19 protein-coding genes and 1 pseudogene are annotated in these 20,059 nt (G+C 71.6%); 9 read left to right on the top strand and 11 right to left on the bottom strand.

Annotated elements, in window-relative coordinates; translation table 11 throughout:
- Positions 1–68 precede the first annotated feature (68 nt).
- The 3 genes from pta to pyk all read left to right on the top strand — a co-directional run bounded on the left by pta (position 69) and on the right by pyk (position 4,965).
- Positions 69–2,195 (top strand): phosphate acetyltransferase, encoded by a 2,127-nt coding sequence (gene pta, locus KUM39_RS02860; RefSeq protein ID WP_217783731.1) that lies wholly within the window; start codon positions 69–71, stop codon positions 2,193–2,195.
- Positions 2,192–3,397, top strand: coding sequence for an acetate kinase (locus KUM39_RS02855; RefSeq protein ID WP_217783730.1), 1,206 nt, complete (start codon positions 2,192–2,194; stop codon positions 3,395–3,397). The genes pta and KUM39_RS02855 overlap by 4 nt, the downstream gene beginning before the upstream one ends.
- Before the next feature lie 143 nt (positions 3,398–3,540).
- Positions 3,541–4,965: a pyruvate kinase gene (pyk, locus tag KUM39_RS02850; RefSeq protein WP_217783729.1), complete on the top strand. Its 1,425-nt coding sequence runs from the start codon at positions 3,541–3,543 to the stop codon at positions 4,963–4,965.
- Between the two features lie 115 nt (positions 4,966–5,080).
- Here the strand turns inward: pyk and KUM39_RS02845 are convergent, their stop codons facing one another.
- From KUM39_RS02845 to KUM39_RS02830, 4 genes are all read right to left on the bottom strand, one after another.
- The gene (locus KUM39_RS02845; RefSeq protein WP_217783728.1) at positions 5,081–6,502 is read right to left on the bottom strand and encodes a hypothetical protein; all 1,422 of its coding nucleotides are present in this window, start codon (positions 6,500–6,502) and stop codon (positions 5,081–5,083) included.
- A complete protein-coding gene (locus KUM39_RS02840) occupies positions 6,492–7,031 on the bottom strand; it encodes a DUF6114 domain-containing protein (protein ID WP_217783727.1) in 540 nt (179 codons plus the stop codon). The genes KUM39_RS02845 and KUM39_RS02840 overlap by 11 nt, the downstream gene beginning before the upstream one ends.
- Before the next feature lie 117 nt (positions 7,032–7,148).
- Positions 7,149–7,802, bottom strand: coding sequence for a DUF6230 family protein (locus tag KUM39_RS02835; protein ID WP_217783726.1), 654 nt, complete (start codon positions 7,800–7,802; stop codon positions 7,149–7,151).
- Positions 7,803–8,425: 623 nt separating this feature from the next.
- The gene (locus KUM39_RS02830) at positions 8,426–9,397 is read right to left on the bottom strand and encodes a tetratricopeptide repeat protein (protein ID WP_217783725.1); all 972 of its coding nucleotides are present in this window, start codon (positions 9,395–9,397) and stop codon (positions 8,426–8,428) included.
- A gap of 212 nt (positions 9,398–9,609) precedes the next feature.
- Between KUM39_RS02830 and KUM39_RS02825 the strand changes: the two genes are divergently transcribed.
- Both KUM39_RS02825 and KUM39_RS28510 read left to right on the top strand, forming a co-directional pair.
- Complete coding sequence (locus tag KUM39_RS02825) at positions 9,610–10,254, top strand: TetR/AcrR family transcriptional regulator (RefSeq protein ID WP_217783724.1); 645 nt, start codon at positions 9,610–9,612, stop codon at positions 10,252–10,254.
- 264 nt (positions 10,255–10,518) lie between these two features.
- Positions 10,519–10,644 (top strand): annotated as a pseudogene (locus KUM39_RS28510) (DUF3103 family protein); the annotation flags it as partial.
- A 99-nt stretch (positions 10,645–10,743) separates the two neighbouring features.
- Here the strand turns inward: KUM39_RS28510 and icmA are convergent.
- The 5 genes from icmA to KUM39_RS02795 form a co-directional block, all read right to left on the bottom strand.
- Positions 10,744–12,444, bottom strand: coding sequence for a coenzyme B12-dependent isobutyryl-CoA mutase large subunit (gene icmA / locus KUM39_RS02815; RefSeq protein ID WP_217783723.1), 1,701 nt, complete (start codon positions 12,442–12,444; stop codon positions 10,744–10,746).
- Positions 12,445–12,517: 73 nt separating this feature from the next.
- Positions 12,518–12,859, bottom strand: coding sequence for a DUF3817 domain-containing protein (locus KUM39_RS02810; protein ID WP_217783722.1), 342 nt, complete (start codon positions 12,857–12,859; stop codon positions 12,518–12,520).
- A 68-nt stretch (positions 12,860–12,927) separates the two neighbouring features.
- Positions 12,928–13,437: a MarR family winged helix-turn-helix transcriptional regulator gene (locus KUM39_RS02805; RefSeq protein ID WP_217783721.1), complete on the bottom strand. Its 510-nt coding sequence runs from the start codon at positions 13,435–13,437 to the stop codon at positions 12,928–12,930.
- Between the two features lie 104 nt (positions 13,438–13,541).
- Positions 13,542–13,835, bottom strand: a complete 294-nt coding sequence (locus tag KUM39_RS02800; RefSeq protein ID WP_217783720.1) for an MTH1187 family thiamine-binding protein — start codon at positions 13,833–13,835, stop codon at positions 13,542–13,544.
- Positions 13,832–14,191 carry a DUF3817 domain-containing protein gene (locus tag KUM39_RS02795; protein WP_217783719.1) on the bottom strand — a complete coding sequence of 120 codons (360 nt, stop codon included), beginning with the start codon at positions 14,189–14,191 and terminating at the stop codon, positions 13,832–13,834. The genes KUM39_RS02800 and KUM39_RS02795 overlap by 4 nt, the downstream gene beginning before the upstream one ends.
- Positions 14,192–14,411: 220 nt before the next feature.
- Between KUM39_RS02795 and KUM39_RS02790 the strand changes: the two genes are divergently transcribed.
- The 4 genes from KUM39_RS02790 (at position 14,412) to KUM39_RS02775 (ending at position 17,075) form a co-directional block, all read left to right on the top strand.
- Positions 14,412–15,044 (top strand): AIM24 family protein, encoded by a 633-nt coding sequence (locus KUM39_RS02790; RefSeq protein ID WP_217783774.1) that lies wholly within the window; start codon positions 14,412–14,414, stop codon positions 15,042–15,044.
- Entirely contained in the window at positions 15,041–15,691 is a 651-nt protein-coding gene (locus KUM39_RS02785; RefSeq protein WP_217783718.1) for an AIM24 family protein, read from the top strand. The genes KUM39_RS02790 and KUM39_RS02785 overlap by 4 nt, the downstream gene beginning before the upstream one ends.
- Complete coding sequence (locus KUM39_RS02780) at positions 15,688–16,506, top strand: AIM24 family protein (protein WP_372455701.1); 819 nt, start codon at positions 15,688–15,690, stop codon at positions 16,504–16,506. The genes KUM39_RS02785 and KUM39_RS02780 overlap by 4 nt, the downstream gene beginning before the upstream one ends.
- 92 nt (positions 16,507–16,598) lie before the next feature.
- On the top strand, positions 16,599–17,075 hold the full coding sequence (locus KUM39_RS02775) for a MarR family winged helix-turn-helix transcriptional regulator (protein ID WP_217783717.1): 477 nt from the start codon (positions 16,599–16,601) through the stop codon (positions 17,073–17,075).
- 143 nt (positions 17,076–17,218) lie between these two features.
- Here the strand turns inward: KUM39_RS02775 and KUM39_RS02770 are convergent, their stop codons facing one another.
- Together KUM39_RS02770 and meaB are read right to left on the bottom strand one after the other, a co-directional pair.
- Positions 17,219–18,442 carry an MFS transporter gene (locus KUM39_RS02770; protein WP_217783716.1) on the bottom strand — a complete coding sequence of 408 codons (1,224 nt, stop codon included), beginning with the start codon at positions 18,440–18,442 and terminating at the stop codon, positions 17,219–17,221.
- Positions 18,443–19,074: 632 nt separating this feature from the next.
- Complete coding sequence (meaB, locus tag KUM39_RS02765) at positions 19,075–20,031, bottom strand: methylmalonyl Co-A mutase-associated GTPase MeaB (RefSeq protein WP_217783715.1); 957 nt, start codon at positions 20,029–20,031, stop codon at positions 19,075–19,077.
- Positions 20,032–20,059: the final 28 nt, after the last annotated feature.

Raw genomic sequence — 20,059 nt, 5'->3', positions numbered from 1 at the left:
GACCGCACGGAGAACACCGAGGAACCAGGACTGAGGGGCCCCGCGCCCCGCGGAGACGGAGCGCCCCTGTGACGCGCAGCGTGTACGTGACCGGGATCGACCGCGGCGACGGCCGTCAGGTCGTGGAGCTGGGGGTCATGGAACTCCTGACCCGGCAGGTCGATCGGGTCGGGGTGTTCCGCCCGCTGGTGCACGACGGCCCGGACCGGCTGTTCGAGCTGCTGCGGGCCCGCTACCGGCTCTCCCAGGACTCCGCGACCGTCTACGGCATGGACTACGCGGAGGCGTCCGCGCTCCAGGCCGAGCAGGGCACCGACGAGCTGGTGTCGGTGCTGGTGGACCGCTTCCACCAGGTGGCCCGCGCCTTCGACGTGGTCCTGGTCCTCGGCACCGACTTCGCCGCGACCCAGCTCCCGGACGAGCTGTCGCTGAACGCCCGGCTCGCCAACGAGTTCGGCGCCTCGGTGATCCCGGTGGTCGGCGGCCGGGGGCAGAGCGCGGAATCGGTGCTGGACGAGACCCGCAACGCGCACCGGGCGTACGCCGGGCGCGGCTGCGACGTCCTGGCGATGGTCGCCAACCGGGTGGCCCGCGAGGACCGGGACGGGATCGCGGAGCGGGCGGCCGGGCGGCTGCCGGTACCGGTGTACGTGGTGCCGGACGAGCCCGCGCTGTCCGCGCCGACCGTCGCGCAGATCGCGCAGGCGCTCGGCGGCCGGGTGCTGCTCGGGGACGACTCGGGGCTGGCGCGGGACGCGCTCGGCTTCGTGTTCGGCGGGGCGATGCTGCCGAACTTCCTGACCGCGCTGACCCCCGGCTGCCTGGTGGTGACCCCCGGCGACCGCGCGGACCTGGTGGTGGGCGCGCTGGCCGCGCACAGCGCCGGTACCCCGCCGATCGCGGGGATACTGCTCACCCTGGACGAGGTGCCGAGCCACGAGGTGATGGCACTGGCGACCCGGCTGGCACCCGGCACCCCGGTGCTGTCGGTGTCGGGGACGAGTTTCCCCACGGCCGAGCAGCTGTTCTCGCTGGAGGGCAAGCTGAGCGCGGCCACCCCGCGCAAGGCGGAGACCGCGCTCGGCCTGTTCGAGCGGCACGTGGACACCGCGGAGCTGGCCGAGCGGGTCTCGGCGCCGAGCAGCGGCCGGATCACGCCGATGATGTTCGAGCACAAGCTGCTGGAGCAGGCCCGCGCGGAGCGGCGCCGGGTGGTGCTGCCCGAGGGCACCGAGGAGCGGGTGCTGCACGCGGCGGAGGTGCTGCTGCGGCGCGGGGTGTGCGACCTGACGCTGCTGGGCCCGGTGGAGCAGATCCGCAAGAAGGCCGCCGACCTGGGCATCGACCTCGGCGACAGCCAGCTGATCGACCCGGCCACCAGCGAGTTGCGGGACCTGTTCGCGCAGAAGTACGCGGAGCTGCGCGCGCACCGGGGCGTGACGGTGGAGCTGGCGCACGACGTGGTCGCCGACGTGAACTACTTCGGCACGCTGATGGTCCAGGAGGGCCTGGCGGACGGCATGGTGTCGGGCTCGGTGCACTCCACGGCCGCGACGATCCGCCCGGCCTTCGAGATCATCAAGACCCGCCCGGACACCTCGATCGTCTCCTCGGTGTTCTTCATGTGCCTGGCCGACAAGGTGCTGGTCTACGGCGACTGCGCGGTCAACCCGGACCCGGACGCGGAGGCGCTGGCGGACATCGCCGTGCAGGCGGCGGGCACGGCGGCCCGGTTCGGGGTGGAACCCCGGATCGCCATGCTGTCGTACTCCACCGGGACCTCCGGGTCGGGCGCGGACGTGGACAAGGTGCGGGCGGCGACGGAACTGGCGCGCTCGCGCCGCCCGGACCTGAAGATCGAGGGGCCGATCCAGTACGACGCGGCGGTGGAGCCGTCGGTGGCGGCGACCAAGCTGCCCGGCTCGGAGGTCGCGGGCCAGGCGAGCGTGCTGGTCTTCCCCGACCTGAACACCGGCAACAACACGTACAAGGCGGTGCAGCGGTCGGCGGGGGCGATCGCGGTCGGGCCGGTGCTCCAGGGGCTGCGCAAGCCGGTGAACGACCTGTCGCGGGGCGCGCTGGTGCAGGACATCGTGAACACCGTGGCGATCACCGCCATCCAGGCCCAGGACCCGTCCCCCGGTCCGGCCCCCGTCCCGTCCGAGCACTCCAGTGAGAAGGCGTCCCAGCAGTGACCTCCCCGACCCGTGTCCTCGTCCTCAACTCCGGCTCCTCGTCGGTGAAGTACCAGCTCCTGGACATGCGGGAGCGGACCCGGCTGGCGTCCGGCCTGGTGGAGCGGATCGGCGAGCGGACCTCGCGGCTGAAGCACACCGTGCCCGCGACCGGCGCGAGCCGGGAGCGCGGCGGGCCGATCGCGGACCACGGGGCCGCGCTGAAGGCGGTCGCGGAGGAGCTGGCCCGCGACGGTCTCGGCCTGGACTCCCCCGAACTGGCCGCCATCGGGCACCGGGTGGTGCACGGCGGGATGTTCTTCACCGAGCCGACCGTCATCGACGACGAGGTGCTCACCGAGATCGAGCGGCTGATCCCGGTCGCCCCGCTGCACAACCCGGCCAACCTGACCGGCATCCGCACCGCCCGCGCGCTGCGCCCGGACCTGCCGCAGGTCGCGGTGTTCGACACCGCGTTCCACACGACGATGCCGGAGGCGGCGGCACGGTACGCGATCGACCCGAGGATCGCCGACCGGTACCGCATCCGCCGCTACGGCTTCCACGGCACCTCGCACGCCTACGTGGCGCGGGAGACGGCGCGGCTGCTGGGCCGGGACCCGGCGGACGTGAACGTCATCGTGCTGCACCTGGGGAACGGGGCCTCTGCGTCGGCGGTGCGGGGCGGGCGGTGCGTGGACACCTCGATGGGACTGACGCCGCTGGAGGGGCTGGTGATGGGCACCCGGTCCGGGGACCTGGACCCGGCCGTCATCTTTCATTTGCGGCGCGTCGGCGGAATGTCCACCGACGAGATCGACACTCTCCTCAACAAGAGGAGCGGTCTGTTCGGGCTGTGCGGGGACAATGACATGCGGGAGATCCGTCGTCGTATCGACGCGGGCGACGCCGAGGCGGCCCTCGCGTTCGACATTTACATTCACCGGCTGAGGAAGTACATCGGCGCTTATTGCGCCGTGCTCGGCCGGGTGGACGCGGTGGTGTTCACGGCCGGTGTCGGGGAGAACGCGGCGGTGGTGCGGGAGGCGGCGCTCGCGGACCTGGAGACCCTGGGCCTCGCGGTGGACCCGGTGCGCAACGCGGCGCCCGGTGACGGCGGCCGGCTGATCTCCCCGGACTCCGCCCGCGTCGCGGTGGCCGTGGTGCCGACCGACGAGGAGCTGGAGATCGCCACCCAGACGTACGCGCTGGCGGGAAAGTGAGAAGGGGCTCCGGCCGACTCCGGCGGGCTCCGGCGAACTCCGCGGCAATACACGCGAGTAACACGACTGAGCGGCTGTCCGCCCATTTGTATCTTCCACCAGCCGGAATATTCCGCAGCGAAACAAACCGATAGGATCGCCCCATGCGCCGTTCAAAAATCGTCTGCACGCTCGGCCCCGCGGTCGATACCCACGAAAAGCTCGTCTCGATGATCGAGGCCGGCATGAACGTGGCCCGTTTCAACTTCAGCCACGGCTCGCACGCCGAGCACCAGGGGCGGTACGACCGCGTCCGGGCCGCCGCCAAGGAGACCGGCCGCGCCGTCGGCGTCCTGGCCGACCTCCAGGGCCCCAAGATCCGCCTGGAGACCTTCGCCGAGGGCCCGGTGGAGCTGGAGCGCGGCGACGAGTTCGTCATCACCGCCGAGGACGTGGCCGGTGACAAGCAGATCTGCGGCACCACGTACAAGGGCCTGCCCGCGGACGTGTCGCGCGGCGACCAGATCCTGATCAACGACGGCAACGTCGAGCTGAAGGTCGTGGACGTCGAAGGTCCGCGCGTGAAGACCATCGTCATCGAGGGCGGTGTGGTCTCCGACCACAAGGGCATCAACCTGCCCGGCGCCGCGGTGAACGTGCCCGCGCTGTCCGACAAGGACGTCGAGGACCTGCGCTTCGCGCTCCGCATGGGCTGCGACATGGTCGCGCTGTCCTTCGTCCGGGACGCCCGGGACATCCACGACGTGCACAAGGTGATGGACGAGGAGGGCCGCCGGGTCCCCGTCATCGCCAAGGTGGAGAAGCCGCAGGCCGTCGAGAACATGGAGGACGTCGTCATGGCGTTCGACGGTGTGATGGTCGCCCGCGGCGACCTCGCCGTCGAGTACCCGCTGGAGCGCGTCCCGATGGTGCAGAAGCGCCTCATCGAGCTGTGCCGCCGCAACGCCAAGCCGGTGATCGTGGCGACCCAGATGATGGAGTCGATGATCACCAACTCCCGCCCGACCCGCGCCGAGGCGTCCGACGTCGCCAACGCCATCCTGGACGGCGCCGACGCGGTCATGCTGTCGGCGGAGTCCTCGGTCGGCGCCTACCCGGTCGAGACGGTCAAGACGATGTCGAAGATCGTCGTGGCGGCCGAGGAGGAGCTGCTCTCCAAGGGCCTCCAGCCGCTGGTGCCGGGCAAGAAGCCGCGCACCCAGGGCGGTTCGGTCGCCCGCGCGGCCTGCGAGATCGCCGACTTCCTCGGCGGGCGCGGCCTGGTCGCCTTCACCAAGTCCGGTGACACCGCCCGTCGGCTGTCCCGCTACCGCGCGGCCCAGCCGGTCATCGCGTTCACCACGGACGAGGGCACCCGCAACCAGCTCAGCCTGAGCTGGGGCGTGGAGTCGCACGTGGTGCCGTTCGTCAACACCACCGACGAGATGGTGGACATGGTGGACGCCGAGGTGGCCAAGCTCGGCCGCTTCACCCCCGGCGACACCCTGGTGATCACCGCCGGTTCGCCCCCCGGTGTCCCCGGCACCACCAACATGGTCCGGGTGCACCAGCTCGGCGGCGACGTCTGAGCGGCACCGCGGCCTGAACGGCGCCGAGGGCGCCCCCTTCCAGAAGGGGGCGCCCTCGGTGTTTCGCGGCTCCGAAGTGGCTTCGGGGTGGGGCCTTGCGGCCCGTCGGCGCGGGTCAGTCGGTGATGTACTGCCGCATGCCGGGGATGTGCAGGTTGCCGCCGAACTGCGCGGCCTGCGTCACCTTGGCGTTGGTGAAGTAGATCAACGGCAGGTTGAGCGGCGGCGGGCTGTCCGGACTGAACGTCACGGGCAGCAGGCCGAGCAGGTTGCCGGAGATCTTCTCCGTGTACATCACCGTCTGACCGCCGGTGATGGTGGAGGTCGTGCCCTTGCCTGCCTGGACGTGGTACGTCTTGCCGGCCTGCTTGTCGATGACCGTCTGGTGCAGGTCACCGATGTCGGTGCCGTCGGAGATGACGTACTTCAGCACCTTCTTCACGGTGCCGTTGGCGGTGCGCACCTCCACGATCCCCTTGTAGTCGGCGCCCTTCAGCGTCAGCGAACTGGCGCTCAGGTACCAGGGGTCGTCCGCGAGCGGGACCTTGTTGTCGATCCCGCCCTCGGCGTCCGTGGCCTTCGGGCAGTCGTCCGGCAGCGCGGCGTCGGCGCCGGGTACGGCGTCCTTGGCCGCCTTGCCCGCGTCCCCGAGCGCCTTACCGGCGTCCCCCACGGTCCTGGAGGCACCGTCGGTGGTGTCCTTCACCGTGCCGGTCACCTTGTCGAGGGTGTCCTTGACGGTGCCGGTGAGGGTGCCGTGGCCCTTGGCGTCGGCCTTCTTCGACTCCGGGGTCTTCGACTCCGGGGTCTTCGACTCCGGCGTCTTCGGGGCCTCGGGTGCCTTGGTGGCGGACTGGGACGGGGTGGGGCTCGTGGTCGTACCGGAGTCCTTGGTGCCGCCGCCGAGCGCGGTGCCGAGGGTGCCGCCGAGGACGTTCCCCACGGTGTCCCCGAGGCCGCCCAGCAGGCCGCCGTCACCGCTCGGGCTCGCACTGGTGGACGGCGTCGGGACGGAGGTGCCGGTGCCCGTGGACCGGGTCGGGTCGGGCTTCGCCGTGTCGTCGGAACCTGAATCCGACGAAGAGGGCTTGCCCGCGTCCGTACCGCTGTCCTTGGTACCGGTGCCCTTGCTCCCGGTGTCCTTGGTGCCGGTGTCCTTCGTCCCGCCCTTGTCGCCCGCGTCGTCCTTACCGGTCCCGGAGGCCGACGGGGAGGGCGACGCGGAGGGGTCCTTGCCGTCCTTGCCGTCGTCGGCCTTCTTGCCGTCGGCGAGGGCCTGGACGCAGTCCTTGTATTCGTCGGCCTGCTGGCTCTTGGCGGCGGACGGGGTGGTGCCGCCGTTGTCCGCGAGGGCGAGCGACGACGTGAACCCCAGGCCGACCAGGACGGCCGTCGGCATGGCCACACTGGCTATCGCCTTGCCGGCAGGCATGTGGAATCTGGTGAACAGCGGCTTCTTGGGGGCCGCGTGGCGGGCTCTGGTTCTCTCCCGAGACCCGTCCACGTCGGTCCCGAGGATCACCTCGTCAGCCGGCACTGTGCCTCCCGTTCGCCTCGTTGACCGGGGTCGTCTTTGACAGGTCGTACGACTCGTGCGTCCTGGCCGGGCCCTGCGGGGGCAGCGGCGCGGCGGTGTGGGACGCGCCGTCCTGAACTCCCGCGGACGGCTTCGCGGCCGGGACCCAGGACACGGCCATCGCGCCGCCGATCAGGGCGAGCAGGAAGCCGACGATGAACCCGCCGAAGTTCGAGACGGGCAGGGACACCAGCGCCAGCAGAATCGCCGCGACACCCGCGAAGGTGCGCACGTGCTTCTGGAACCAGAGGCTGATGCCCAGAACGATCAGCAGCACGCCGATGATCAGAGACCCGGCTCCCGCAGTCGTCGCCATCGCCAGGGTCAGGTGACCGACCTGGAGATGGAAGTACGGGAAGTAGATGATCGGAAAGCCGCTGAGCAGGACGTACAGGCCCGCCCAGAACGGACGGTTGCCCCGCCACGCGCGGAACTGCTGCCTCCGGCGGATGAACTGGCCGGGGTCGGCGGCAGGGGTCTCGGCGCTCATGGAAAACAGCTCCCTGGTGCGGCGTTGCTGTGATGGCGATGTGGGCCCCGCGTGAAAGCACGGCCCCAGAGGGAACGGGCGGGGGCGCCGAAGGCTCCCCCGCCCGTCAACGAGTGCTTAGTAGCACTCCTTGCCAGTCGTGGACAGCGACATGTGCAGACCACTGAGCTGGAAGGTACCGGCGGTGGTCGCCCACGCCGTCTGCTTCACACCGGTCAGCGTGGCGCTGTCGGCCTGCTGGGCGAAGCCGTACGGGTTCGCCTGCTCGCCTCCGCCCTTCATGCCGGGGCCCTTGCCGCCCTTGCTCTTGGCCGTGTCACCGGCCGCCACACCGATGTCGATGCCCTTGAAGGTGGCATCGGCCTTCAGGTCGGCGACGTCGATGTAGATCTGGTCGGCCTCGACCTTGTGGGCGTTCTTGCCACCGGCCCGCAGGATCAGGCTGACCTTGCCGAAGACCGGCACGTCGGGCGTGACCACGGACTGGCACAGGTTGGTGATCTCGGCGTGATCGAACGACGAGACGGCGACCGGGTGGATCGTCTTCTTGCCGTCCAGGGTGTAGCCCTGGTCGATCGCGCCGTACTGGGCGAAGCCCTGCCCCTCCAGCGAGTCGGCGCTGACCTTGAACGACTGCCCCGACACGCTGAACGACGCGGCGAGCGCGCCCTGCGCGAGAGCGACACCTATCGCGGCCGTCGCGGCGACGCTGGGCACCATGACCACAGCGAACCGCTTCCATCTGGTCCCGCCACGCACCTGGGACTCCATATTTCCTCCTTCTCGGACGTACATCTCCTGGCCCGGCCCCGCCCCGGAGGACGGGAACAGCCGGACAGGGATGGGAGAAGTGCTACGTCCTCGGGAAGGAGAGCGCCCGCACCCGGAGGTGCGAACCGCACCCGGATCACCGGCGATCACCCCCGAGCGACAACCACTGGTCGCGCCTGACACACATCACGCACAACCTCTCGGACAGGCTTCACCGCGAAGGCGAAGACCCCCCTGCCCTAGAGCCGGCGCCACTGCCGCCGGCTCTGCTCGGTGGGGACCCAGAGTCTCCCGCGACCCGACCGGTTGCCGGGGTGCGGGAATGGACCGAGCGTCGCCGATCGTGGTGCATTCTCGGCCCGGGCACAAGGGGGTTCGTTACTGGCTAGTAACGGCCCGATAACCGATGGGCGACTCCGTGAACCCGGAGGGACACCCTGGGTGCCATCGAGGGGGAGCGGAAAACAGTTGATCTCGGGACGAAAGCGGTCAGAGAGCCGCTTCCGATTTACTCCGAGTAACAGTGGCCGCGATTGCCAAGTTTTGGCAAAGCGCGGCCACCATGACGGCAACTCGGCCAATCTTTCACCCCGGCATCACAAGCCGTGGTGTTTAAGGACTGGTCAGAACAGGGCGCGCGCCAGCGCCCGGCGGGCACCCACCACGCGCGGGTCGTCACCGCCGACCACCTCGAACAGCTCCAGCAGCCGACGGCGCACCGCGTCGCGGTCGTCGCCCGCCGTGCGGCGCACGGCGTCGATCAGCCGCCCGAAGGCGTCCTCGACATGCCCGCCGACCAGATCGAGGTCGGCGGCGGCGATCTGCGCGGCGGCGTCACCGGGGCGGTCGGCGGCGTCCTTGCGCACCTGCTGCGGGTCCATGTCCTGCACCCGCTGGAGCAGTTCGGCCTGCGCCAGGCCGAGCTTGGCCTCGGTGTTGCCGGGGTCGTCGCTCAGCACGTTGCGGTACGCGCGCACGGCACCACCGAGGTCGCCCGCGTCCAGCGCGTCCACGGCGGCGGAGAGCAGGGCGTCGTACGGCCCGGCCGGGGGCTCCTGCGCGACGGCGGCGCCGGGGGCGGCGTCCGGATCGACGGTGAGCCCGGTCAGGCCGAAACGCTGCTCGGCGACCTGGACCAGCTGATCCAGGGTCTCGCGGATCTGCTGCTCGCTCGCCGCACCCTGGAAGAGGGGCAGCGCCTGCCCGGCGACGACGGCGAAGACGGCCGGGATTCCCTGGACGCCGAACTGCTGCATCAGCATCTGGTTGGCATCGACGTCGATCTTGGCGAGCAGGAAGCGCCCGGCGTACGCGACGGCCAGCCGCTCCAGGACCGGGCTGAGCTGCTTGCAGGGCTCGCACCACTCGGCCCAGAAGTCGATCACGACGGGTACTTCGGCGGAGCGCTGGAGGACATCGCGCTCGAATCCGGCTTCATCGACATCGATGACGAGGTCGGCCGGCGAGACGGCCCCCGCCCCGCCCTGCCGGGCGGTTTCGGCGCGCGTCTGCTCGGCCTTGGCCTTGGCCTCCTGGGCCGCCTTCACCGCGGCGAGGTCAACGACGCCGCTCATGGACATGTTCCGTGGCTGCATGCGCCCATCCTCCCCCGTATCCGCGCGTGAATGAAAAAAGGGTGTGCCCGTCCGGCACCGGGTCCCCACCCGTGCCGCCGGTCATGGCCCGTGTACGTCCGTCACGAGCTTTCGCTACGACCCGTAGCGTAATGGCACGGACGCCGCCCGCGACAGCGCTCCCCGGTGATCTCCCTCACGGCCGCACAGAACCCGCCCGTTATGGTCGGGGGATGCAGAGCCGCACCCCCGCCGGGCGTCCCGGCCGCCCCCGCAGCGCCGAGGCGGACACCGCGATCCTGGCGGCCACCCGCGAGGCGCTGGTGGACCTCGGCTGGTCCCGCCTCACGCTCGGGGACGTGGCGACCCGGGCCGGGGTGGCGAAGACGACCCTCTACCGGCGCTGGCCGGGCAAGAGCGAGCTGGTGGTGGACGCGGTCGCCGAACTCTTCGACGAGCTCGAACTCCCCGACCGGGGCACGCTGACCGCCGACATCGAGGGCGTGGTGCTTCAGTTCGCGGCGATCCTGGCCCGCCCGGAGTGCAAGAGCGGTCTGATGGCCGTGGTCGCGGAGTCCACACGGGACGACGCGCTGCGCGAGCGGATGCGGGCCTCGGTGGTCGAGCGGCAGAAGCGGCTGGTCCTGGAGGGGCGGGCGCGGGCCGAGGCGCGCGGTGAACTCCCCGCACAGGACGACCCGGTGGAGGCGGCACGCACCGCCGACCTGATCTTCGACGTGGTCGCGGGTGCGGTCGTGCACCGGTCACTGGTGAGCGGGAGCGCGGTGGACACGGAGTGGGCGCGCCGGTTCACGGCCGTACTCCTGGAGGGGCTGGGAGCGGCCGTACTGCGCGACGGCGCGGGGTCGGATTCCTAGAACGGGAAGTCATGTACGCAGAACGCCCGGCGGCGGGCCCGCGGTTCCGATTCCCGCGCGTACAGCGGAAGTTCACTCGTGCGGGTGATCGAGGGGCCTAGCGGGCATGACATGCCCCGGTCACCATAGGCGCGCGGGTCTACTCGCACAGACCCGGCGCGTGACCGTTCCACCGAGCGCCCGGCTCGGCGGCCCCACTGCTGACCGTCCGGCTCGGCGCCTCCGCGCCCCGCGCAGCGGGCGGCCCGGCGCACGGCTCGGACGGACAGCGCGCGGCCGTCGGCGGCAGCCGGAGAGGGGTTCTGGACCACGAGGATCGGGGCGATCGAGCTGTCCGACGACGAGGAGCCCTGGGTGAAGGGCGCCGCCGAGATCCACACCCTGGTCACCGGGTACGGCCCGGACGGCCGGGCGGGGTCCTCGGGGACCGCCGCCCGGCCGTCCGGGTGGGGCGTGTGGCCGGTGGCGCCTCTCCGTACCGGCGGGCGGTCAGAATCCGGCGGGCTCCGTGTAGACGCCCCACTCGTCGCGCAGGACGCCGCAGATCTCGCCGAGGGTGGCCTCGGCGCGGACGGCCTCCAGCATCGGGACGATCATGTTGGAGCCGTTGCGGGCGGCGGCGAGCATGCGGTCCAGGGCGTCCTTGACGCGGGCGTCGTCGCGGGCCGCCTTGCGGGCGGCGAGCGCGCGGACCTGCTCGCGCTCGACCTCGTGGCTGACGCGCAGGATCTCCAGGTCGCCGGTGACCGAGCCGGTGGCGGTGTTGACGCCGACGACGCGCTTCTCGCCCTTCTCCAGCGCCTGCTGGTAGCGGAACGCGGACTCCGCGATCTCGCCGGTGAACCAGCCGTCCTCGATGCCGCGCAGGATGCCGGAGGTGATCGGGCCGATGGGGTGCCGCCCGTCGGGGTGGGCGCGCAGACCGCGCTCCCTGATCTGCTCGAAGATCCTCTCGGCGTCGGCCTCGATGCGGTCGGTGAGCTGCTCGACGTACCAGGAACCGCCCAGCGGGTCGGCCACGTTGGCGACGCCGGTCTCCTCCATCAGTACCTGCTGCGTGCGCAGGGCGATCTCGGCGGCCTGCTCGCTGGGCAGGGCCAGGGTCTCGTCCAGGGCGTTGGTGTGCAGCGAGTTGGTGCCGCCGAGCACGGCCGCGAGCGCCTCAACGGCGGTGCGCACGACGTTGTTGTACGGCTGCTGCGCGGTGAGGGAGACACCGGCGGTCTGGGTGTGGAAGCGGAGCCACTGCGCCTTGTCGGTCTTCGCGCCGTAGACCTCGCGCATCCAGCGCGCCCAGATGCGGCGGGCGGCGCGGAACTTGGCGATCTCCTCGAAGAAGTCCACGTGGGCGTCGAAGAAGAAGGACAGGCCGGGTGCGAACACGTCCACGTCGAGCCCGCGCGAGAGGCCCAGCTCGACGTACCCGAAGCCGTCCGCGAGGGTGTACGCCAGCTCCTGCGCGGCCGTGGAACCGGCCTCGCGGATGTGGTAGCCGGAGACGGAGAGCGGCTTGTAGGCGGGGATGCCGGAGGCGCAGTGCTCCATCAGGTCACCGATGAGGCGCAGGTGCGGCTCGGGCTGGAACAGCCACTCCTTCTGCGCGATGTACTCCTTGAAGATGTCGGTCTGGAGCGTGCCGTTGAGCACGGCCGGATCGACGCCCTGGCGCTCGGCGGCGACCAGATACATGCAGAAGGCGGGGACGGCCGGGCCGCTGATGGTCATCGACGTGGTGACGTCACCGAGCGGGATGTCCCGGAACAGGACCTCCATGTCGGCCGCCGAGTCGATCGCCACCCCGCAGTGGCCGACCTCACCGAGCGAGCGGGGGTCGTCGGAGTCGCGGCCCATCAGGGTCGGCATGTCGAACGCCACGGAGAGGCCGCCGCCGCCCGCGGCCAGGATCATCTTGTACCGCTCGTTGGTCTGCTCGGCGTTGCCGAACCCGGCGAACTGGCGGATCGTCCACGTACGCCCCCGGTAGCCGGTGGCGTGCAGTCCTCGGGTGTACGGGTACTCACCGGGCCAGCCGATGCGCTCGAACCCCTCGTACACGTCTCCCGGCCGGGGCCCGTACACCGGGTCCACGGAGTCCCCGGAGAGCGTGCTGAAGTCGGCGTCGCGCTTGCGCGCGCCGTCATAACGGGCCTGCCAGCGCCGGCGGCCCTCCTCGATGGCATGAGCGTCCATACCCTCGAATTTACTAGGACGTCCAAGTAAATGTCGATGGCATACCGCCGTTCGAGTGGCGAACGGCGGCTTTTTACTGGACCTTGGCCACGGCGGGGGCCCGCTCGGCGACCTGACCGTCCAGCTCGCGGCTGATCCTGCGCTCGACGAAGAAGGCGGCCGTGGGAACCGTTCCGGCGAGCAGCACCCAGATCTGCTTGCCGATGGGCCACCTCGCCTTGGAGCCCAGGTCGAACGCGAAGACCAGGTAGACGACGTACAGCCAGCCGTGCGCGATGGCCACGACCTCCGTGAAGCCGGACGCGCCGTCGAGATGCAGCAGATACTTGGCGATCATGCCCAGGCACAGCAGAACCAGCAGCACACCGGTGACATAGGCCATGACCCGGTAGCGGGTCAACACGCTCTTCTTCATGGGTGCGAGCGTAACCACCTTTTCCGGGCGATCTTTCCGGGGGGGCACCACTCCCGTCGGCCCGGGAGTCAGCCCTCCTCGAAGTCCTTCGCCGCGACCCTCAGGGGGCGGAGGATGGTGAAGAGTTCGGCGCACTCCTCCGCGTCGTAGACGCCGAGGCCGAAGTCCATCGCCATGAGGTCGCGGGTGGCGGCATCGACGACCTCGCGACCCTTGGCGGTGATGGTGGCGAGGGTGCCGCGGCCGTCCTTGGGGTTGGGGCGCTTGGCGACGAGACCCGACTTGACCAGGCGGTCCACCGTGTTCGTCACGGACGTGGGGTGGACCATCAGCCGCTCACCGATCTTCGACATCGGCAGCTCCCCCGCCTTGGAGAAGGTCAGCAGCACCAGCGCCTCGTAGCGCGCGAAGGTCAGCCCGTACGGCTTGACGACCGCGTCCACCTCCGCGAGCAGGATCTGCTGGGCCCGCATGATCGAGGTGATCGCGGACATCGCGGGAACGTTCCCCCAGCGCTGCTTCCACAGTTCGTCGGCGCGGGCGATGGGGTCGAACGGGAGACTGAGTGGCTTGGACACGGCACCAGACCCTACCGTCGGGTCATATGCCGGTCAGCCCCGTCTCGGCTTTCGGGCAGCCGACCGCCCGCCCCGGCGCGGAGGCGGGCGGAGGACTGCGCGCCTCAGGCGCTCAGATGGCGCTCGACGGTCTCGACCTTGGAGGTCAGTCCGTCCGTCACACCGGGGCGGATGTCCGCCTTGAGGACCAGAGAGACGCGCGGCGCGCGCTCCTCCACCACGGCGACGGCACGCCGGACGACGTCCATGACCTCGTCCCACTCGCCCTCGACGGACGTGAACATCGCGTCGGTACGGTTCGGCAGCCCCGACTCGCGGACCACGCGGACGGCGTCGGCGACGTACTCCCCCACATCGTCACCGACCCCGAGGGGCGTCACGGAGAAGGCGACGATCATGCGCGCACCGCCTCTTCGGCAGCCGTGGACCCCTTGGCCTCGCGGGCGGCGACGACCGCGTCCTCGGCCTCCCGGCGCAGCCTGCGCTCGGCGAAGAAGCCGCCGGTGGGCAGCACGGAGAGGACGAAGTAGAGCGCGGCGGTGCGGAAGTTCCAGCGGGTGCGGTTCCAGGCGTCGGCCCAGAAGAGCACGTAGAGGATGAACAGGATGGCGTGCACCCAGCCCATCACCCGCACCGCGTCGAAGTCCGTGGTCCGCTTCAGGACCGAGCAGACGAGCAGGACGAGGAAGGACACCGCCTCCGGCGCCGAGACCAGGCGCAGGCGGCGGAGGGCGTTGGCTGTCTTGAGGTCCACGGGTCACCTTCGGTGGGGAGTCACGGGGGTGCGACGGCGGGGCTGTGTCCACCGGCCGGTACGCGGCCGGGTGGTCCGCTCCATGATCCGCTTTGTGAACGGAAGCACAAGCGTCGGCCCATTGTGACAAACCGGTCCCCTAGGGGTGCGCTCAGGGTCCGTCTCCACCCACGGGTGCTGTCGTCTCCACCCGTCGGGCGGCTACTTTCGGTGCGTGGCGATGTTCCGGCTCCAGGGGAGCAAGGTCCTCGCCGTCGAGATGACCGGGGACGCCGTGAAGGCGAAGAACGGCTCGATGGTCGCGTACGACGGGCGGATGGCCTTCAAGAAGCTGACGGGCGGCGGTGAGGGGCTGCGGGGGATGGTGGCCCGGCGGCTCACGGGTGAGCAGATGACGGTGATGGAGGTGAGGGGGCAGGGCACATGCTGGTTCGCGGACCGGGCGTCGGAGATCAATCTGGTGACGCTGCGGGGCGACCGACTGCATGTCGAGGCGAGCAATCTGCTGGTGACGGACGCCGGGCTGCGTACGGGCACGACGTTCACCGGGCTGCGCGGCGCGGCGCGGGGCAACGGGCTGTTCACCACGACCGTGGAGGGACACGGGCAGGCGGCGCTGCTGTCGGACGGCCCGGCGGTGGTGCTCCGGGTCAGCCCGCGGTATCCGCTGACGGTCGATCCAGGGGCGTACATCGCGCACCAGGGCGAGGTGCGGCAGTCGTTCCAGTCCGGGGTGACGTTCCGCACGTTCCTCGGCGAGGGCGGCGGCGAGGCGTTCCAGATCCGGTTCGAGGGCGACGGGCTGGTCTACGTCCAGCCGAGCGAGCGGAACACGATCGCGGGGGACCTGTGAGCTTCCGGGAGATCAACTCGAAGATGGTCGAGGCGACGGTGGCGCCCGGCCGGGGCCTGTTCAGCCAGCGCGGGGCGATGCTGGCGTACCGGGGCGAGGTGTCGTTCACACCGAACGTCCAGGGCGGCCAGGGCGGGCTGATGTCGATGCTCGGGCGCCGGGTGGCGGGCGAGGCGACGCCGCTGATGTCGGTGGCAGGCAGCGGCACGGTGCTGTTCGGGCACGGCGGCCACCATGTGCACGTGATCGCGCTGACCGGCGACACGCTCCACGTGGAGGCGGACCGGCTGCTGGCCTTCGAGGACACCCTGCGCCAGGGCACGGTGTTCCTGGGCGCGCAGGGCGGGGTGATGGGCCTGGTCCGGGGCCAGGCCACCGGCCAGGGGCTGTTCACCACGGCGCTCCAGGGGCACGGCTCGGCGGCCGTGATGGCGCACGGCGGGGTGTTCGAGCTGCCGGTCGCCCCGGGGCGCCCGGTGCACGTGGACCCGCAGGCGTACGTCGCCCACCGGGGCGACCTGCGCAACCGGCTGTCCAGCGCGCTGGGCTGGCGGGACATGGTGGGCCGGGGCTCCGGCGAGGCGTTCCAGCTGGAGCTGAGCGGCAGCGGCACGGTGTTCGTCCAGGCGTCGGAGGAGAAGCTGTGAGCGCGCACATCGGCGGCCAGGGGGCGCCGGGCGGCCCGGTGGTGTTCGACCCGGAGACCCTGCCGACGGACGACAACGTGAATCCGTACACCTTCTGCGTGGAGCTGAAGGGCTCCCCGTGGTTCCTGCAGAAGGGGAAGATGATCGCCTACTACGGGGCGATGGAGTTCAACGGGGTGGGGCACGGGCGGCTGGACCGGCTGGTGCGCACGTCGTTCCACTCGCCGCTGCACGCGAGCGACTGGGTGGTGGCCGAGGGCTCGGGCAAGATGCTGCTGGCCGACCGGGCGCTGGACGTGAACTCCTTCGACCTGGACGACGGGAATCTGACCGTCCGCGCGGGTCATCTGCTCGCTTTCCAGCCAAGTCTGGCACTGAAGCAGTCGATCGTGCCGGGCTTCCTGACGCTGATCGGCACGGGGAAGTTCGTGGCCGCCTCCAACGGGCCGGTGGTGTTCATGGAGCCGCCGCTGAGGGTGGACCCGCAGGCGCTGGTCGGCTGGGCGGACTGCCCCTCCCCCTGCCACCACTACGACCACGGGTATCTGACCGGGGTACTGGGCGGACTCCGGGCGATGACCGGGCTCGGCGGGGCGTCGGGCGAGGAGCACCAGTTCGAGTTCGTCGGCGCGGGCACGGTGCTGCTGCAGTCCAGCGAGGCGCTGCTGCCCGAGCGGTCCGCGGGGCAGGTGCCCGCCGGGCCGGGGGTGCCCGGAGATGGCCCGGGCGGGCCCGGCGCACCGGGGCCGGGATCACCGGGCGGGGCGCGTCTTCCCGGCCAGCTCGGGGACCTCCAGCGGCGCTTCGGGCTGTGAACGGTAATCTGCGGAGGGTGACCTCGAACGCGGGCACACCGTCACGGAGTGCGCGATAGTCCGTAATTCAACATCTTAGGTAGACTGGATATATGGAGACCGAGACGGCCACACGCTGGCTGACCGATGCGGAGCAGTGCGCATGGCGCACCCACCTGGAGGTCAACAGGCTGTTGACGTACCAGCTCGAAAAGGATCTTCAGCAGTTCAACCTGACGATCAACGACTACGAGATCCTGGTGAACCTCTCCGAGTCCGAGAGCGTGCGCATGCGGATGAGCGACCTCGCCACCGCCACGCTTCAGTCCAAGAGCCGCCTCTCGCACCAGATCACCCGCCTGGAGAACGCGGACCTCGTCCGCCGCGAGAACTGCGAGTCCGACCGCCGCGGCCTCTACGCCGTCCTCACCGAGCACGGCCTCGCCACCATGAAGAAGGTCGCCCCCCACCACGTGGCCTCGGTCCGCCGCCACTTCATCGACCTCCTCACCCCCGAGGCCCTGGCGGACATGGACAAGTCCCTGAAGCCGATCGCGGAACACCTGCGGGCGACACGCGGGCGGGCCTGACGCCGCGTCCGCACCGGGTGGGGGCGGGTGGCGTCAGGCCGTGGGCCGGGGCGTCGCCGGGACACGGTGAGCCTGGGAGTCCGGCGAGCTTCGGGCCCCGGCAGGGGGGGCGGGGCACGGTCGGGCTCGTGGGGTGGCCGGACTCAGAGACCGGCCGCTGGGGCCGGTTGGGTGGGACGGGAGCGGGCCGACCAGGCCAGCGGGGCGGATGCCAGGGCGGTCACACCGGCCAGGGCGAAGCAGGTGGTCAGTGGGAGGTGGCCGATCAGCAGGCCGATACCGACGGCGCCGGTGGAGCTTCCGGCGTTGACGGCCGCGTTGACCCAGGCACCGGCACGGCTGCGGGCGTCGTGCGGTGCGTGTTCGTCGGCCAGCAGGTAGGCGGTCGTCAGGGCGGGGGCGACGAACACGCCCGCGCACGCCATCGCGGCGGTGAGGGACCACGGGCCGGGCGCGAACCCGGCGGCGGCGATCACCGCGCCGAGGGCCGCGGCGAACCAGCCGAGCCGTACGCGGGCGGCGGACCGCCAGCGGACCGCGCCGTTCAGCAGTCCGCCGACCGCGCTGCCCGCCGACAGCGCCCCGAGCATCCACGGCACCAGGGCCGCGTTGTGGACGCGACCGGCGGCGAAGGCCGTGGCCAGCAGCTCGACGGCGCTGAGCGCGAGCCCGGCACCCGCCGCCACCGCGACCGGGGCGAGCAGACCCCGCACCCGCCCGCCACCCGCCCGCCGGGACCCCGGACGGGTCCCACCGAGCCCCGCGCACCCGGCGAAGGCACAGGTGCCGCCCACCACCAGTACGGCGCTGAGCAGCAGCCCCGCCGGGGGCGGCGCGGTGGTGAGCAGCGCACCGACCAGCAGCGGGCCGGAGACGAAGAGGAGTTCCTCGGCGACACCGTCGAGGCTGAAGGCACGCCGCAACAGGTCGGGGTCGCCGATCAGCGCGGACCACAGGGCCCGCATGACCGGCCCGAGCGGCGGGGCACACGCACCCGCGAGCACAGCGGTCACCGCGACCGGGGCCACGGACGCCCCGGTGCGCCAGGTGAGCACGGCCAGCAAGCCGAGCAGCACGCCGTACACCGTGGCCATCGGGGGCAGCGCGCGGCGCGGGCCGTACCGGTCCACCAGCCCGGCGCGCAGGGGCATCAGCAGCACCGCGGTGGCGCCGAACAGGGCGAGGACGAGGCCGGAAGCGGCGTAGGAGCCGGTGGCACGGGTGACGGAGAGCAGCAGGGCGATACTGACGGTGCCGTAGGAGAGCCGGGCCGTCAGGGCGGCGGCGAAGGCGCGGCGGGCGTGCGGGACGCGCAGCACGGCGGCGTACGAGGGCGCGGCTGGGCGCGCGGAAGCGGGCGCGGACATGAGGGTTCCTCAGTGGGTGAGCGGGCGGAGCGGACGCCGAAGCACCGCGCGGCCCGTGATCGCCGGTGCGATCCGGGTGCGCGGCGCGGATCGCGCTCTACGCCTGCGTGAGGAACATGCGGTCAAGCTAGCAGCGGGCGTACATGGACGGCCACCGAGTTCGCCACTACCGTCCCGCGCCTGTCGGCCCTGCCGGGGCGGCCGACCTCACCGGGCCGCCGGCATCAGAGTCCCCCTTCTACGACCGCACCAGCCAGGTCACCGGCCCGCCGGTCCTGCCCCGGACCGCTAGTCGCCCATCGGTCCGGGGCAGGACCAGACGCGGACGCCGGACCGAACCGCCATCAACCCGGAACCATGCCCGTTCCCCCGCATCCGAGCCGCCACCAGACCACCAGCAGCCCCAGCCGCCACCGGACCGCTAGTCGCCCATCGGTCCCCACCGCGACCGGACCCGGCGCCGTACCGACCCACCGTCACCCGGAGCCGCAGCCCGCCCCACCCGATCCACGCCCCCACGCCCCCATACCCCCACGACCGGACCGTCAGCGCCCCAGCGCCGATGGCGCCGATCCGGGCCCCGGCTCCACGAGCCTCGGCCGCGCCCCCGTTCAGCCGCCGGGGGCGGGCTCTCACCCCTCCGTCAGTCCCGTGACCAGTTCGTCCGCCGCCGCGTACGGGTCGAGTTCCCCCGTGACGATGCGGTCCGCGAGGGTGTCGAGGCGGCGGTCGCCCCGGAGGTCGCCGATGCGTTCGCGGAGGGTGGTGACGGCGATGGTCTCGACCTCGCGGGAGGCGCGGGCGCGGCGGCGCTCGGCGAGGACGCCGTGCTCCTCCATCCAGGCCCGGTGCTTCTCCAGGGCTTCGACGAGTTCGTCCACGCCCTCCGCGCGGGAGGCGACGGTACGGACGACGGCCGGGCGCCAGTCGCCGGGGGCGCGGGCCGCGCCGAGGCCGAGCATGTGGTGCAGCTCGCGGACGGTGGCGTCGGCGCCGTCGCGGTCGGCCTTGTTGACGACGTAGACGTCACCGATCTCCAGGATGCCCGCCTTGGCGGCCTGGATGCCGTCACCCATGCCGGGGGCGAGCAGCACCACGGAGGTGTCGGCCTGGGAGGCGATCTCCACCTCGGACTGGCCGACACCGACGGTCTCGACCAGGATCACGTCGCACCCGGCGGCGTCCAGGACGCGGATGGCCTGCGGCGCGGCCCAGGCGAGGCCGCCCAGGTGGCCGCGGGTGGCCATCGAGCGGATGTAGACCCCGGGGTCGGAGACGTGGTCCGACATCCGCACCCGGTCACCGAGCAGCGCGCCGCCGGAGAACGGCGACGAGGGGTCCACGGCGAGCACGCCGACCCGGCGCCCCTGTTTGCGGTACGCGGTGACGAGCGCCGACGTCGAGGTGGACTTGCCGACGCCGGGCGAGCCGGTGAGGCCCACCACGTACGCGTTGCCGGTGAGCGGCGCCAGGGCCGCCATGACCTCCCTGAGCTGCGGGGACGCCCCCTCCACCAGGGAGATCAGCCGGGCCACGGCCCGTGGCCGGCCTTCCCTGGCCTGGGCCACCAGAGAGGAGACGTCCCGCATTGCACAGCTCCGTTCGGTTCGCGGTCGT

Origin of the sequence: Streptomyces corallincola, assembly GCF_019104725.1 — a bacterium.
GTDB classification, from domain to species: domain Bacteria; phylum Actinomycetota; class Actinomycetes; order Streptomycetales; family Streptomycetaceae; genus Streptomyces; species Streptomyces corallincola.
Note: the sequence above shows the minus strand (reverse complement) of the source record. Positions and strands in the feature narration are given on the sequence as shown.

Coding starts and splice junctions, on each gene's coding strand:
- pyk (WP_217783729.1), top strand. CDS start 3,541: ATGCGCCGTTCAAAAATCGTCTGCACGCTCGGCCCCGCGGTCGATACC.
- KUM39_RS02840 (WP_217783727.1), bottom strand. CDS start 7,031: ATGAGCGCCGAGACCCCTGCCGCCGACCCCGGCCAGTTCATCCGCCGG.
- KUM39_RS02835 (WP_217783726.1), bottom strand. CDS start 7,802: ATGGAGTCCCAGGTGCGTGGCGGGACCAGATGGAAGCGGTTCGCTGTG.
- KUM39_RS02830 (WP_217783725.1), bottom strand. CDS start 9,397: ATGCAGCCACGGAACATGTCCATGAGCGGCGTCGTTGACCTCGCCGCG.
- KUM39_RS02825 (WP_217783724.1), top strand. CDS start 9,610: ATGCAGAGCCGCACCCCCGCCGGGCGTCCCGGCCGCCCCCGCAGCGCC.
- icmA (WP_217783723.1), bottom strand. CDS start 12,444: ATGGACGCTCATGCCATCGAGGAGGGCCGCCGGCGCTGGCAGGCCCGT.
- KUM39_RS02810 (WP_217783722.1), bottom strand. CDS start 12,859: ATGAAGAAGAGCGTGTTGACCCGCTACCGGGTCATGGCCTATGTCACC.
- KUM39_RS02800 (WP_217783720.1), bottom strand. CDS start 13,835: ATGATCGTCGCCTTCTCCGTGACGCCCCTCGGGGTCGGTGACGATGTG.
- KUM39_RS02790 (WP_217783774.1), top strand. CDS start 14,412: ATGTTCCGGCTCCAGGGGAGCAAGGTCCTCGCCGTCGAGATGACCGGG.
- KUM39_RS02775 (WP_217783717.1), top strand. CDS start 16,599: ATGGAGACCGAGACGGCCACACGCTGGCTGACCGATGCGGAGCAGTGC.
- KUM39_RS02770 (WP_217783716.1), bottom strand. CDS start 18,442: ATGTCCGCGCCCGCTTCCGCGCGCCCAGCCGCGCCCTCGTACGCCGCC.
- meaB (WP_217783715.1), bottom strand. CDS start 20,031: ATGCGGGACGTCTCCTCTCTGGTGGCCCAGGCCAGGGAAGGCCGGCCA.